Consider the following 14,591-nt stretch of genomic DNA (forward strand, 5'->3'; position numbering starts at 1 on the left):
TAAACATGAACATGACGATTACCTCGCGACAATGCGCGTGTTGTAATATTACTGGGATGACAATCGTCACAAAGGGAGATTGCTGCCCACCGGTTCGGCAAGCAGCGCAGGAATAGCGTGCGTTAACTTGCCAGATGATTTACGTAAAAGTGACTGTCCAACATATTACTCCTGCATGAATTTGCGCTTATTATAGCCAACCAATATGTTCTGTAAAGTGCAAAGGCGGGGATAGTGACGATTTGTTTAAGTTTGTTTGACATTTGCCTATGACAAAAAAATGACAATATTATGTCAATAACAGGCTCGCCTGAAATCATTAAACAATAAATTCCTGCTTAATACCAAGGATAGCTCTGTTATGATGCCTGCACGTAAAAAAATAAAACAACATGACGAGGAAAAAATGGGTTCCACCAGAAAAGGGATGCTAAACGTCCTGATTGCCGCCGTATTGTGGGGGAGTTCAGGTGTTTGCGCGCAGTACATCATGGAGCAAAGCCGTATGTCGTCACAGTTCCTGACGATGATACGTTTGTTATTCGCCGGGCTGATACTGGTGACCTTCTCCTTTATGCACGGCGATAAGATATTTTCGATTCTTAAAAACCGCAAAGATGCACTGAGTCTGCTGATTTTCTCCGTGGTGGGCGCGCTCACCGTTCAGCTAACCTTCCTGCTCACGATTGAAAAATCCAATGCCGCCACCGCGACAGTGCTGCAATTTTTATCGCCGACCATTATTGTGGCGTGGTTTGCATTAGCGCGAAGAACACGACCAGGCATTCTGGTCTTAACCGCCATTCTTACATCGCTTATCGGCACCTTTTTACTGGTCACTCACGGCAATCCAACATCGCTGTCGATCTCTTCAGGCGCGCTGTTCTGGGGTATCGCCTCCGCATTTGCCGCCGCCTTTTATACGACCTGGCCTTCCAGGCTAATCGCCCAATACGGCACACTGCCAGTGGTCGGCTGGAGTATGTCCTTTGGCGGCCTTATTCTGCTGCCCTTCTACGCTAAAGAAGGAACGCACTTTGCGGTGAGCGGCAGTCTGATTCTGGCCTTTTTCTACCTTGTGGTGATCGGTACGTCGCTGACGTTCAGCCTGTATTTGAAAGGCGCGCAACTGATTGGTGGCCCCAAGGCCAGCATTTTAAGCTGCGCGGAACCGTTAAGCAGCGCCCTGCTGTCGCTGCTGCTGTTGGGGATTAGTTTTACCTTGCCGGACTGGCTGGGCACGCTGCTCATTCTCTCGTCAGTGATTCTGATCTCCCTCGATTCCCGTCGACGCGCGCGGGCCGCTTAACGCCGTTGATAATCACGATGACCGGGCGGAAGAGGGAAAAGTTTAATGGCGCTTTGCCTTAATCTCTTCGTCAGAAAGCCCGGTAATCATCAGCACCATCTCTCGCTCGATCCCCTGTTCCAGCATCGTATGCGCAATACGCAAGGCTTCCTCCTGCTTACCTTGATGTATACCTTGCTGTATGCCTTGTTGCACGCCTTCACGCTTACCTTTTCTGCGCCCCGATTCACGTATTCTGTCTACGATCGTCATTAATCTCTCCTTGTGTTGGGGAACACGACGCGCCACCTCGCGGATAAACTTGCCAAAACGAGGCGTGCTGCCATGCTGTATTAGCAAATAATTAAACAGCGCTTTTAGCTGACTGTCATTAGCGTTTCCCGTAATCAGAAGTACCGCTAAGCGCTCGACCAATCCCATCAGGTCGCGCTGACGTATATGCTTTTGTACCAGCTCCAGCATCGCGATACGTCGATGCTGCATAATCTCGTTATCCGGCACCACCGTAATGTCTACCAGTGGAAATGCCGTCGCATAAAGCTGACGCGCCAGTGCAGGATCGTCAAACTCATCCAGCCAGCACAGCGAAAAGGGATACGGGCTTTTCGCGCCATGGTAAAACAGCATGGGAATCACCAGCGGTAACGTTTTATGGCCAGCATCCAGATGGCGCTGCATCGCGGCAGTCGCGTAACGCATTAACCGGAACGCCATATGCGCGTCCGGCGTACTCTGATGCTCTATAACGACATAGATATAACCGTCGCCTTCACACGTTTTTAGCGACCAAAGGACATCGGAATAAAACGCGCGTAAATTTTTCTCGATAAAACTGTCCGGCGCCAGTTTTAACGTCGTCAGATCGCAACGTATTCTTAGCGAATGGGGAAGATGAATATTGAGAAAATCCCGCGCGGTATCCGGATGGCGTAAAAACGTTTTGAATACCGCATCATGAGGCGTGGACGTGGGGCTTTTTTTCATGGCGATCCGTCACCTGAGGAATAAGATGACGCCACTGTACTCGCCAAAAATACAGACAGCATTCAGGAAAATTTAACCCTGCGAGGAGGCTCGAAAGGGAATCGCTGACGGCTGCAATACGTACATTTTTGCCCAGCCTGCTACGCATTATCGCCCGATAGCGTAACGCTAACCGGGCCTACAAATACACGTCATCTGTAGGCCAGGTAAACGTCGCGCTCTTCGGCGATAAATCTCACACCAGCGCTTTGACTATCTCCATCAACCGAATGATGTCTTCGGGGCGCGTATTGCCGGTTTGCGGATCGATAATCGAGCTGTAAACATGCGGCATGACGCGCGGCACGCCTGCTTCCAGGCAGGTTTGCAGGATAATACCGAAATTATCCAGTGAGATACCGCCGGTCGGCTCGATAAGCGTCATGCCGTGGCGGGCGGCGGTTGTCGCCAGCGCATAGAGTTCCGGTAACGACTTTTCGCCGCCCATCGGGAAAAACTTCGCCGCATGTGCGCCCATATCCTGCATCATGCGTACCGCCGCTTCACAGGAAACGCGGGCTGGCGTTCCCTGGCTGCTGCTGACGCCGGTAGAAATCACCACCTCGCCAGGCGTTCCCGTCGGGCTGACCAGGGCGTTAATATGTGTTTGCTCGCCGCCTGTCGCCGCCAGTGCGCCCGCTGCGAAGCCGCTGCCGGTAAAGGTCTGATTGACATGGGCCGGGTGAGTATGGGCGGCAATCATCGCCGCTTTGTAGTACTGCGCCGGGTCGCCTGCGCCCAGACCCACTGAGATAGACGGCACCTCCGCCATCCAGCGTTTCACCTCCGGCACGCCCTCTTCTACCGTAGCGAACTGCGCGGAAAGTACGCCAATGACCGCATGGCCTTCGGCGGCTTCATAGATAGCCTTCGCGTTGGCGATATCCTTTGCCAGCACGTTAATCGCTACCCGCTGACGATAAAAATTAATCTGCTGCATGTTCTGCAATCTCCCTGAGTCGCGCCACAATCAATGCCATTTCCCCTTCAGCTACCGTGCGTGGATCGAGGCTAAAAACCCCCTGATGAAGCTGATATTTGCGGGCGTAAATCGCTATCTCGCCGCCGCGCAACTGCGCTTCGACGTCCTGCGCGTTCAGCCCCAATTCTGACGCGTTCACCCGCACACGAATACGCCAGATTGCACGCCCGGCCTCATCCTGTTCGATATCGGCATAAAGCCCATGGATGGCGGAAATCGCTTCCGCGACCGGTTGTAACTGTGCGGCGGTCACGGTCATCTGGCCCTGGTGGTAATTCTCCAGCGCATACACCAGCCCAACCATGTTTTCCTTGCCGATTTTCATCGCTCTGGCAATCCCCTGGTGCTGCGCTTTGCAGGCGGCAATCCACGTTTTCTTACCAGTGATAAAGCCGGAGGTTGGCGCATTAAAGGCTTTCGCGCCGCTATAGATAACCATATCCGCGCCGCTCGCCACCCAGCCGCGCAAATCCTCTTCCGCCGCGGCATCGACAATCAACGGCAGGTGGTTGGCCTGCGCCACCTGTACAAAATCGTCAATGCTCAACATGCCTTTCTGTACGCAATGGTGTGATTTCACATACAGTAGCGCGGCGGTCTTTTCGTTAATGGCGCTTTCCAGTTGCCAGCGGGCCGCCAGATTGCTCGACCCCACTTCCACTATGCGCCCGCCGCCAAGACGAATGGCGCTGGTGACTGGCGCGCCGTAGTCCACATTATGCCCGCGCAGCATCACTACCTCATTGGCCATACCGGTACTGTCCGGCATCAGGGCGACGCGCGCCCGATCGCCGTGGGTGATAGCGGCAGCGACGGCAATGGCAATACCCGCCGAGGCGCACGAGGTGATATAGCTATCTTCAGCACCCGTATAGCGCGATACCAGTTCGCCGGTTTTTTCCACCAGCGCGTCAATCTCGACGAAAGCGGAAGCCGCGCGCGCGGTGGCCTGCATGACCTCCGGCGCGACGCTTGAGACGCCCAGAATGGTCATTTTGCCGCAGGCGTTAATGACCTTTTTCAACCCCAGTTGTTGATAGATATTCGGCGTCATGATTTACAGCACTCCCAACAACGAACAGACTATGCTCAGTGCGACAATCGACAGCAAAATGGTGGTGTAGCGCGGCCCTTTTTTTACCAGATAGAAGTAGATGGCGAATACCGCCGCCAGTGGCAGTAAGCCCGGCGCGATAGAGTCGAGGATCTGCTGAACCACCACTTCAGATCCTTTCAAGGCGCTAATTTTTAACGGCGTGGTGATTTTGACGTAGCTGGCGGAGAGCGCGCCCATCATGATCAAACCCAGCACGTTGGCCCCGTAGATCAGTTCTTTGATTCGCCCCCCTTGCAGCAGGCCGATAATCGAATCACGCCCCAGCGTATATCCCTTGTGAACCATACCGTAGCTGATCGCCAGGGTGATTGCCGGGTAGAGAATCAGCGGGATAATACCGCCCATCGCGCTGCCATTTGCTGCGAACGGAATAAAGATCGCTATCAACAGCGGCATCACCGCCGCCCAGATAATCGAGTCGCCCATCCCGGCAAGCGGCCCCATCAGGCCCGTTTTAATGCCGGTGATAGACGAGTCGTTAATCGGCTCGCCGCGCGTTTTTTGTTCTTCCATTGCAATAGAGATGCCCTGAATCACCGCGCCGAAGGTCTGCTCGGAGTTAAAGAAGTTAAGGTGGCGTTTTAGCGCTTCTACCTGCTCCTCTTTTTGCGGGTAGAGTTTTTTGATGATCGGCGTCATCGAGGCGCAGAAAATCAGGCTTTGTAAGCGCTCATAGGAGCTGGAAACCTCGGCACCCAGCCAGTAGATAAACCAGGCTTTGGTGATATCTGCTTTGGTCAGCGCCCCGCTTTCCCGCGCGCGCTCAACCAGTTCATGTTGCATTACGTCACTGCTCATCATGCTGCTCCTTCATTTTTCGCCAGGCCTTTAATCAGGAAGGCGACACAGGTGCCGAAGATGGCCATCGCCATGATGTCGACCTTGAGGTACAACACCGCGAAGAACCCGCCGATAAACCACGGCAGCAGGCTCTTTTTACCGATCACCATAATGGTGATGGCAAAGCCCAGCGCCGGCAGAATGCCGCCCATGATTTCAAAGGAGTGGGTTAACCAGTGCGGCATCAGTTTAAGGAAACTTTCCACCACATCCTGGCCAAAGTAGTTAGCGGCAAAGACCACCGGGAAGCGCAGCACCAGCCCCAGCAATGCCGGGTAAAGAAAGGCGCAACGCATGATGCCCGCCATGTTTGCCGTTTCCGCGTGTTTATCCGCCATATGCACCCAGGCGGCGTTCAGCGTGCGCCTCAGCTGATCGAGAAACACGCCAATCACGCCAAACGGGATTGCCAGCGCGATCGCCAGGTTTGGGTCCATACCGGCCTTCACCGCGATAGGAATGGAGATACAGGCCGCCAGCGCCGGGTCCGACGGCACGTTGCCGCCCGGCGTTGAGGTCACGCCCAAATAAACGAGCTGCATCCCTGCGCCGATGATCATCGCAGTCTGCATATTGCCAAGCAAAAGCCCGACAAATACCGCGATCACCACCGGTTGTAACAGCATCGCGGAGAAGGTGTAGCCGAGGCGTAAACGGGCAAACCAGTAATACAACCCCATCAGGCTTGCAAAGAGTAAGGTATCCATAGTGTTATCCTATACACTTCATCCTTCAGGCTGCCTCTTTGTTGGCTGCCTTCGCTCACCCCAGTCACTTACTTTAGTAAGCTCCAGGGGATTCACTCAGTTGCCGCCTCGATGCATCCAGAATGATTTTGTGTCTATTAAAGGGTTAGAATTTTTTCAGGATATCGTCGAGCGGCTGCGGCTTATCTTCCGGGATGGTCTGGAAAAATACCTGAACGCCACGGTTTTTCAGGTCGTTAAGAATGCCAACGTCTTTTTCATCCAGCGTAATATTCTGAAAAACCGCCTTGCGGTTTGGCCCGCCGCCGAGACCGCCAACCTGAATGCGGGTGACGTCAAAGCCCAGTTGTATGGCGTCCTGCACCGCCGCCAGTGACGGAAAAAGCACCAGCACGTTACCGTCGCCAAGCTGATTTTCTTTCCATGCAGCGGCAAAACTCTGGTTGCCGAAGCAATCCACTTTGATATTTGGCGGCGCGGCCATCAGGTAGATATTTTTCATAAACGGATCGGCATCCAGTTCATCACTCACAACGGCTATCCGGTTCGCCTGAGATTGTCCGACCCACTTCGTGACAACCTGCCCATGAATGAGACGGCTGTCGATGCGGCATAAAACGATATTGGCCATGATGTTTTCCTTAGAGTGATTGTTGTAGCTGACGTACATGGGCGACCACATCCAGGCAGCTACTGCGCCCGGCCTCAACTAACTCATCCACGCAGGCGGTTAGCATCCCTTGTTCGCGCCTGTCCAGCGCCTCCAGCAGTAGCGACGCATTCAGTCCGGCAATCACCGCCACCGGATAATCGGCGCTTAGCCGCGCCGCGACGTTGGACGTCGTGCCGCCGACAAAATCCGTCAGGATCAGCGAGCCTTCCGGCAGCGTTTTCACCACGGCCTCGACGCGTTGATAAAACTCGCCCAGCGTATCGACAGGCATTAGCGCGATTTCCGTCACGCCTTTAATTTCGCCCGTGACCATACGCAGGCTGTTGCAAAGCGGTTGTCCCCAGCCGCCATGCGTCAGCAGCAGGATGTGGGGCAACGGTTGTGTGGTAGTCAAAATGGCCTCCTGGCGCAATTACATGAGAACACCGGCATATATTGCCCGGTGGTACTGCGCTTACCGGGCCTACAGGACACTCCCGGTAGGCCGAATAAGGCGTTTACGCCGCTATCCGACATAACGCATCATCAGAAGAGCAAAGGTTGTGCCAGAATTTGTGTCACGCGAGGAAGAAGAAAGGTCTGGCGAGGCGCGAAGCCCCGCCAGTAAAAGGATTAGCTATAGAGCAGTTCGTAGATATAAAAATATTCCGCATCCGATAAACGGATGGCGTAGGCGTCTTCGATCGGCAGAAAAGCGGATTTGATGACACTAAACGCGCGCGCGTCCAGATTCGGCTGACTTTCCAGCGCCATCTGTAACGGTTTTCGGTTAATCACAATACGCTCTACCATACAGCAGCAGTGGATCAGGAAGCGCAGTGTCACCTGGCGGCTTGGTTTCAGGGAAAGCGAAGACGTCAGATGGTTAAAAACGCCCTCCATCTCTTTCAGAATACGCTGCGGGTTAAGCACGGAAATATGGTTGATGATGCTCTCCATCGTTAGCGCGCTGATAAAGCGCATGGCGCTGCGCTCCATCTCCAGACGGCGTTCAGCGTTGGACAGATCGGGCGTTAACAGGCTCAACACCAGTTCCGGCCCTTGTTCGGAAAAAAGCTCTTCCAGCGAAATAAACGGAATATCCGGCAGCCCCGGCTGGAAAGTGCCGACAATCCCCGCCAGCCGCTCGCTGGCATTCAATGCCTGCTGAACGCGCTCCAGACTACGTACCTCGTTATAATCAAGGATCACCATCCTGGTATCTTGCGACATCAGTTCGCCAAAGCTCTCCTCCAGCACCTTTTTGATTTTTTCCGCCGTTCCCATGCCGGTAATACAGGAGATGACCAGCACTTTGCCGCCGTTCTCCTGCTGCGGCGTACAAAGCTGGCAGGGGATGTTTTTACTCTGCAGGAGCGCCGTCAACTGTGGTAAGTCGCTGGTTTCATAGCTTAAATCCAGCCCGACTTCCAGTAGACTGGTCAGCGTGATATTCGGCATGAGCAAAACATCTATCTGGAATAATTTACTGATGGTGCTGCCGAAATGGATTAATGAACCGATGTCCACCAACAGGATAAGCCGCCGATATTGGCGGGTTTGAATCATTTGGGTCAGCGTTTCCAGCGTGTCATGTACCGACTGCTCAAACGGCATGTCGATGGCGCTGAACAGCTCGCGCTCCAGCACACGGTTGACATATTGCGCCTGACTGGTGGCGGTGGTCGCGCCGTGGGCGATCAAAATGACCCCGCAGTCGGGGCTGGCATCGATGCGCTGACGATAATGGCGGCACTCTTTCAGGAACAGGCATAGCCAGACCACTTCCGTCGCCGGACACTGAATATGCAGCAGTTCGTTGATTTTCCGACACAACAGTGCGGCGTTGTCATATTCGTCTTTGCAGCGATCCAGGATCAAACTTGAAGAGTAAAGCTGCGGGATCAGGCCGCGCTGCACGTAGCCTATCAGCGCCAGGAAGTGTTTACGCAGTGGGTTAACCAGATTTTCCGGCAGCGAAAAGCCCAACACCTGCTCTACGCAGCCAATCAGCAGCGTCACGCGCTCTTCAATCTGGTCGCCATAGCGCGGCGGATGCGCCACGCTGTCGCGGCTGTAGAGACCGTATTCAAAAATCGAGCTGAGTTTATTTTTCAGGATCGCCAGCGTCTCCGCCGGGGGGACGTTACTGTTGCGCAAATTAACATATTCGCGCGTCAGGAAGCTGTAAAAGAGGTCGCTCTCTTCAATTTCCGCCCCGGTCGCCAGCGACGTCTTCAATGCGGGCAGCGTGCGCGCGTCTATATTTAGCCGCGCTTTACCGTCAAACAGAGTACCCACCAATAGACGCTGTTCCGGCGTCGGGTTAACCGACATCTCCGCCAGCCGCTTATCCAGCTGTAGCGTGTCGTTATGCTCGGTCATTCCCGATGCCCACGCCTGAGCGCAAAGAAACTGAATATCGCTTTTTAGCTGACCGATATTGCCTTCCAGGGGTTTATTCAGCAACCAGAGCAACAACGGTTTATCAATGCTGACCGTGCGTTCTATTTTGCGGCTTTCCCGCTGTAAGAACCCCACGATCAGTTCGATCTGTTCTTCAACGGAGCGCTGGCGAATGCCCGGCAAATCAATGCATACCTGAATACGCCGCTGGAAAGTACGTAACAGCGCCGACCCGACCGGCTCGGTAGTGGCGCAAATCAGGCGTACCGAAATTGATCGCGGCTGGCTACTCACGCCGAGCGGACGGTACTCGCCTTTATCCAGAATAGAGAACAGCTTTTCCTGCCCTTCATAAGACAGACGGTGCACCTCGTCCAACAGCAGATAACCACCGTCCGCCTGCTCCACGAGGCCTGTTTTATGTTCATTCGCGCCGGTAAACGCCCCCTGCCGATGACCAAACAGATGCGAGGAGAGCAGTTCCGGGTTATGGGCGTATTCCGCGCAGTTAAAGTAGACCAGCGGCGGGATAGCGCCGCTCGCCTGTTCACAGGCGAAACGGTGCATCAGTTCCGCAAAAAAGGTTTTACCGACGCCGGACGGCCCGGTAAGCAGAACATGTAAACCGTGCGGATAGAGCACCGCCGCACGGCCTTTTTCTACCGCATCGCGCAGGCTGCGATCGTAACCAATCAGGCTGGTAAACGGATCGTCGGGCGCGTAATACTCTTCATGCGGCAGCACATCCGCCACCGACCGCACCTCGCGTTCAGACTCTTCCAGCTGTCGTCCCAGCAACGTTTCCAGCGCCTGGCGATGCAGAAAATAGACCGGGCGGCCACGGCTTTTGATTGCCAGCCCGTCATTCCATAACTGATTGAGATCTTTGCTGACGGAGTTACGCGCCAGCCCAAGATTGAAACCTATCGCCTCCGCCGTAAACGCCGTCTCCTGCGCCAAATCGGCAAGGCATAGCCCGCGCGTCAGCCGTTCCAGCTCTCCCAGTACGATCTCAATACGTCTCATTACACTACCGCTTACGAAATAAAAGAGTAGTCAGAACATACACTATTCTGCCACGCAAGAAAGTGAAGGCGCAGCGAGAAACCGCCTTCCCACTTTTGCCTGACTTCAACGCCAACGGATAGCACGCCCCGATGAGTGAACGTCGCACGGTCTATACTTACTCTTGAAAAAGTGCAAACCGATAAGGATACCGTTTATGAAACGAAAAACGCTTCTGCTTATTGCCACACTTGTCGCGCTACCGGGCGTCACGTATGCCGACTCTCCGTTTAGCTCGCTTCAGACGGCACATGAAAAAAACACGATTTTAAAGGATTTGCGCAAAATGTGTACGCCCAAAGGCGCGTTAACCGATGAAGCCTGGGAGAAAAAAATCATGGCGAGCGAGGGGAACCAGCAGCATATTCGGGAGGCGATGATCGCGATAGAGCGCAACAATCAGCATAACTACTGGCAGGCTCTCGGCAAGGTGGAATGCCCGGAGATGTAGCACACCTTTTCCGCTTTTTGGTCGCGAAAATGCGGACTGTAACCGGTTTCTGTTCGCCAAAAGCGCGTATTCTGGAGCGAATTTACGCGATCAAGGAGTACGACAATGCGATACCGTTTTCCCGATAACTTCTGGTGGGGCAGCGCCTGCTCAGCGTTGCAAACCGAAGGGGATAGTCTGAATGGCGGTAAAAGCCAGACCACGTGGGATGTGTGGTTCGAGCGCCAGCCGGGTCGTTTTCATCAGGGCATCGGTCCAGCGGAAACCTCAACGTTCTATCGCCACTGGAAGCAAGACATCGCGCTACTGAAACAGTTAAAACATAACAGTTTTCGCACCTCGCTAAGCTGGGCGCGGCTCATTCCAGACGGCGTAGGCGAGGTGAATCCACAAGCGGTGAGCTTCTACAATCACGTCATCGACGAGCTACTGGCGCAGGGCATCACGCCGTTTATTACGCTGTTCCATTTTGATATGCCGATGGTCATGCAGGAGAAAGGCGGCTGGGAAAATCGCGACGTCGTAGAGGCGTTTGGTCGGTACGCGCAAACGTGTTTTACCTTGTTTGGCGACCGCGTGAAGCACTGGTTTACCTTTAACGAGCCGATTGTGCCGGTGGAAGGCGGCTATTTGTACGACTTCCACTATCCCAATGTGGTGGATTTTAAACGTGCGGCCACCGTGGCGTACCATACCGTGCTGGCGCACTCGACCGCCGTGCGCGCCTGGCGCGCCGGGCGCTACGACGGTGAAATCGGCGTAGTGCTGAATCTGACGCCGTCCTACCCACGCTCGCAGCATCCCGCCGATGTGCAAGCCGCGCATCATGCGGATCTGTTATTCAACCGCAGTTTTCTTGACCCGGTATTAAAGGGAGAATACCCGGCGGACTTGGTGGCGCTGCTGAAAACCTATGACCAGTTGCCTGCCTGTCAGCCAGGCGACCGTCAGCTTATTGCCGACGGCAAAATCGATTTACTGGGGATTAACTATTATCAGCCGCGCCGCGTGAAATGCCGTGATACGGCGGTGAATCCGCAAGCGCCGTTTATGCCGGAATGGTTATTTGACTATTACGACATGCCGGGGCGCAAGATGAACCCTTACCGCGGCTGGGAAATTTACGCGCCAGGAATTTACGACATCATCACCAACCTGCGGGATAATTACGGCAATCCGCGCTGTTTTATCTCCGAAAACGGGATGGGCGTTGAGAACGAGCAGCGTTTTGTGCAAGCGGAACAAATTCACGATGATTACCGAATTGACTTTATCTCTGAGCATCTTAAATGGCTGCATAAAGGCATTAGCGAGGGCTGTCACTGTCTTGGCTACCACATGTGGACCTTTATCGATAACTGGTCATGGCTGAACGGCTATAAAAATCGCTATGGTTTTGTACAACTGGATTTAGCCACCCAAACGCGCACGGTGAAAAAAAGCGGAGAATGGTTTGCCGCCACCGCAGAGCATAACGGTTTTGATTAAGCGTTTATTATTGCCGGATAACGACTAACGTCGTATCCGGCCTAAAAATAGCAGCAATATCAACTCATTGGCGTAATACGGACTTTCGCCGCCACGACTAATGCCGTCAACAGCATCAGTCCGCCGGAAAGCGCCAGCGGTGAAAGCAGCCCGAAATTGTCGAGCGCATAACCGCCCACCGCCGCGCCACAGGTATTTGCCAGTTGAATCACCGCGACCTGGATGGAACCGGCTTTTTCCGCCTGATCGGCAAGGGAACGAGTGATCCACGTTGACCATCCCACCGGCACCAGCGCAAACGCCAGTCCCCAGATAATCGCTATGACCGCCGCCACGGTTTTGTCGCTTCCCCACACAATGAGCGTCAGCGCGCTCAGCGCCAGTAGCAGCGGCGCACCGGCCAGCGCCAGTTTTACCGAACGTTTCAGGACATAAGATGAGAAAGAAGTGCCAACGAAGCTGGCAATACCAAAACTTAGCAACACCAGCGTCAGACCATCAACGTCAAAGCCCGCCAGATTCATATAGACCGGGCGAATATAGGTAAAGAAAGCGAACTGCCCGGCAAAAGACATAAAGATGGCGATCATCCCGGCCATCACGCCAGGGCGTTGCAACAGGCTAAACATATTCTGTTTCTGGTGAGAAGGTTCGCCCGGCAGCGACGGCAGTGATTTCACCACCCAGATGACGCACAGTACGCCCATCACCGCAGCGGCGTTAAAGACATTACGCCAGCCAATAATACCGCCCAAAAAACTGCCCAGCGGCGCGGCGATCACTAACGCGATGGAAACCGCGCCAAAAATCACCGACAGCGCTTTCGGCACGGTACGCGCGGGAACCAGTCGCATGGTCAGCGACGCCGACATCGCCCAGAATCCGCCCAGCGCCAACCCAAGACAGGCGCGGCCCAGCAATAGCAGCGTAAAGCTGTTGGCAAAGGAGACCATCAGACAAGAAGCCGTCAGCAAAACGGCGAACAGAATAACGATATAACGCCTGTCGGTCGCCTGAATAATCTGGGTAATGAACAGGCTGGAAAACATCGCGACAAACGCCGTAACGGTGACCGACTGACCGGCGACGCCCTCGGAGATCCCCAGATCCTGCGCCATCGGCGTCAACAGACTAACGGGCAAAAACTCAACGGTAATCAGGCAGGCGACACAAAACGCCACGGCAAAAACGGCTGACCAGTTAGGCCTGGCAACCCCATCAGCGCGGAATTTTTCTGCGATATTTTCATTCATTGTGGTTACCTGCGTCGTTTTAGTGCGGAAAATCCACGCAGTGTAACATTACAAAATGTGATCTGATTAACGTTTTAGCAACTGACATTGTTGCGCTGCATTTTGCGAGGCTGGTCGAGCGTTGAGAATTATCTTCTCTCGCTGCGTGCAAAACCAAAAGGTAAGACATAGTGTATCACCTGGTGCTATACTTTAGATTACAGGATGTCAACCTGATGCGAATCTTCAAAACCAGGTGGTTTAACAGAGAAGCGAAGTCCCACACGATAAAAGATGACGAGTTAAGCGAGGCCATCAACGCCGTACTGCAAGGAAAAGCAGATAATCTTGGCGGCGGAGTTTATAAAAAACGTCTCAATCAAAATCGCGATCGCGCAATCGTGTTGGCAAAGGGAGGCGAGCATTGGTTTTACACCTTCCTGTATGCCAAACAGGATATGGCCAACATTAGCTATCGCGAACTCGCGGGTTTCCGTGAGTTAGCAAAACACTATGCTTGCCTGACCGAAGATCAGATAACGACACTCATTATAACAAAGAACTGGTAGAGGTGCGCCATGTCAGCAAAAACTAAATTCAAAAGCCCTGCCTTTGAAGCGATTCATAGCGCGGCATCTGGATTATTTAGCGTGGATGCCATTCCCCAGGAGACAATGCGCAGTTTTGACACGACCTGCTTAAGCAGCATCAAAGACCTGCAGCCACTTGAAATAAAAGCGTTACGAGAAGAACTCAACGTTAGCCAGCCGGTTTTCGCTCGCTACCTGAATACCAGCGTATCAACGGTTCAAAAGTGGGAAAGCGGCGCCAAGCGTCCCAGCGGGATGTCACTGAAACTACTTAATGTTGTCCAAAAACACGGGCTAAAGGTGCTGGTATGAGGGTTTTACCGATGGTCTGTTAAGACTAAGTCGGATGTCTGGGGGTGGGCAAATTCAGTGTACCACTACAATGTTTTCATGGTGCGCGCCTAAACATTTAGAGTTGTCTATAGAAAATCATGTACAACTTCGAGTTTATGATAAGAAATTTTGAGACAGGAGGTATGGCAAGGAGTCACAGTTTTAGTGTTCAAAACAAGATCACATTTCCGTGATATATGTCACGGAAATGATGAGCTATAAGTCTCTGACGTTCTGGCGTCGTTAGCGGTTATTCGGTGCGTTACTTCTGTGGTTCACCCTTAGCAAATACGATGGCGGCTACGCTTTATTTAGTTAACGATGAATCGCGTCTCCAGGCCGGATAAGCGCAGCGCCATCCGGCCGTTAATCGTGGCTCGCCGCCCTTGCCAGCCT

General features: G+C 53.5%; 13 protein-coding genes and 1 pseudogene. 5 read left to right on the top strand and 9 right to left on the bottom strand.

The annotated features are described in order from the left end of the window. The first annotated feature begins 406 nt into the window (after positions 1 to 406). The gene (locus tag ACLD4K_RS15925) at positions 407 to 1,309 is read left to right on the top strand and encodes an EamA family transporter (protein WP_000535970.1); all 903 of its coding nucleotides are present in this window, start codon (positions 407 to 409) and stop codon (positions 1,307 to 1,309) included. A gap of 42 nt (positions 1,310 to 1,351) precedes the next feature. On the opposite strand, the gene ACLD4K_RS15930 is transcribed toward ACLD4K_RS15925, so the two are convergent. From ACLD4K_RS15930 to dagR, 8 genes are all read right to left on the bottom strand, one after another. Next, positions 1,352 to 2,293 (bottom strand): Rpn family recombination-promoting nuclease/putative transposase, encoded by a 942-nt coding sequence (locus tag ACLD4K_RS15930; protein ID WP_000749540.1) that lies wholly within the window; start codon positions 2,291 to 2,293, stop codon positions 1,352 to 1,354. A gap of 235 nt (positions 2,294 to 2,528) precedes the next feature. Continuing rightward, positions 2,529 to 3,272: a 2-dehydro-3-deoxy-phosphogluconate aldolase gene (gene dagF / locus ACLD4K_RS15935; RefSeq protein ID WP_001186146.1), complete on the bottom strand. Its 744-nt coding sequence runs from the start codon at positions 3,270 to 3,272 to the stop codon at positions 2,529 to 2,531. Continuing rightward, entirely contained in the window at positions 3,259 to 4,368 is a 1,110-nt protein-coding gene (gene dgaE / locus ACLD4K_RS15940; RefSeq protein ID WP_411012136.1) for a D-glucosaminate-6-phosphate ammonia lyase, read from the bottom strand. The genes dagF and dgaE overlap by 14 nt, the downstream gene beginning before the upstream one ends. Before the next feature lie 3 nt (positions 4,369 to 4,371). Continuing rightward, entirely contained in the window at positions 4,372 to 5,232 is an 861-nt protein-coding gene (locus ACLD4K_RS15945) for a PTS system mannose/fructose/sorbose family transporter subunit IID (RefSeq protein WP_001526325.1), read from the bottom strand. Further along, the gene (locus ACLD4K_RS15950) at positions 5,229 to 5,978 is read right to left on the bottom strand and encodes a PTS mannose/fructose/sorbose/N-acetylgalactosamine transporter subunit IIC (protein WP_000380259.1); all 750 of its coding nucleotides are present in this window, start codon (positions 5,976 to 5,978) and stop codon (positions 5,229 to 5,231) included. Before ACLD4K_RS15950 ends, ACLD4K_RS15945 begins: the two co-directional genes overlap by 4 nt. 145 nt (positions 5,979 to 6,123) lie before the next feature. Then, positions 6,124 to 6,609, bottom strand: a complete 486-nt coding sequence (locus tag ACLD4K_RS15955; protein WP_001284295.1) for a PTS system mannose/fructose/N-acetylgalactosamine-transporter subunit IIB — start codon at positions 6,607 to 6,609, stop codon at positions 6,124 to 6,126. Positions 6,610 to 6,619: 10 nt separating this feature from the next. Then, positions 6,620 to 7,045 (bottom strand): PTS sugar transporter subunit IIA, encoded by a 426-nt coding sequence (locus tag ACLD4K_RS15960; protein ID WP_000214106.1) that lies wholly within the window; start codon positions 7,043 to 7,045, stop codon positions 6,620 to 6,622. Between the two features lie 218 nt (positions 7,046 to 7,263). Beyond that, a complete protein-coding gene (gene dagR / locus ACLD4K_RS15965; protein ID WP_411012137.1) occupies positions 7,264 to 10,062 on the bottom strand; it encodes a transcriptional regulator DagR in 2,799 nt (932 codons plus the stop codon). Positions 10,063 to 10,258: 196 nt separating this feature from the next. On the opposite strand from dagR, the gene ACLD4K_RS15970 reads away from it, so the two are divergent. Continuing rightward, positions 10,259 to 10,552 carry a YicS family protein gene (locus ACLD4K_RS15970; protein WP_079944086.1) on the top strand — a complete coding sequence of 98 codons (294 nt, stop codon included), beginning with the start codon at positions 10,259 to 10,261 and terminating at the stop codon, positions 10,550 to 10,552. Positions 10,553 to 10,657: 105 nt separating this feature from the next. Beyond that, positions 10,658 to 12,040, top strand: a complete 1,383-nt coding sequence (locus tag ACLD4K_RS15975; RefSeq protein ID WP_411012138.1) for a glycoside hydrolase family 1 protein — start codon at positions 10,658 to 10,660, stop codon at positions 12,038 to 12,040. 59 nt (positions 12,041 to 12,099) lie between these two features. Here the strand turns inward: ACLD4K_RS15975 and nepI are convergent, their stop codons facing one another. Then, positions 12,100 to 13,293 carry a purine ribonucleoside efflux pump NepI gene (nepI, locus tag ACLD4K_RS15980; protein WP_001004800.1) on the bottom strand — a complete coding sequence of 398 codons (1,194 nt, stop codon included), beginning with the start codon at positions 13,291 to 13,293 and terminating at the stop codon, positions 12,100 to 12,102. Between the two features lie 215 nt (positions 13,294 to 13,508). Between nepI and ACLD4K_RS15985 the strand changes: the two are divergent. Both ACLD4K_RS15985 and ACLD4K_RS15990 read left to right on the top strand, forming a co-directional pair. Beyond that, a pseudogene (locus ACLD4K_RS15985) lies at positions 13,509 to 13,867 on the top strand (type II toxin-antitoxin system RelE/ParE family toxin). Continuing rightward, a complete protein-coding gene (locus tag ACLD4K_RS15990; RefSeq protein ID WP_001274846.1) occupies positions 13,851 to 14,174 on the top strand; it encodes a helix-turn-helix domain-containing protein in 324 nt (107 codons plus the stop codon). The pseudogene ACLD4K_RS15985 and the gene ACLD4K_RS15990 overlap by 17 nt, the downstream one beginning before the upstream one ends. The last annotated feature ends 417 nt before the right edge of the window (positions 14,175 to 14,591 follow it).

Source organism: Salmonella sp. 741265055_HSA (assembly GCF_046569525.1).
In the GTDB taxonomy this organism is placed as follows: Bacteria; Pseudomonadota; Gammaproteobacteria; order Enterobacterales; family Enterobacteriaceae; genus Salmonella; species Salmonella enterica.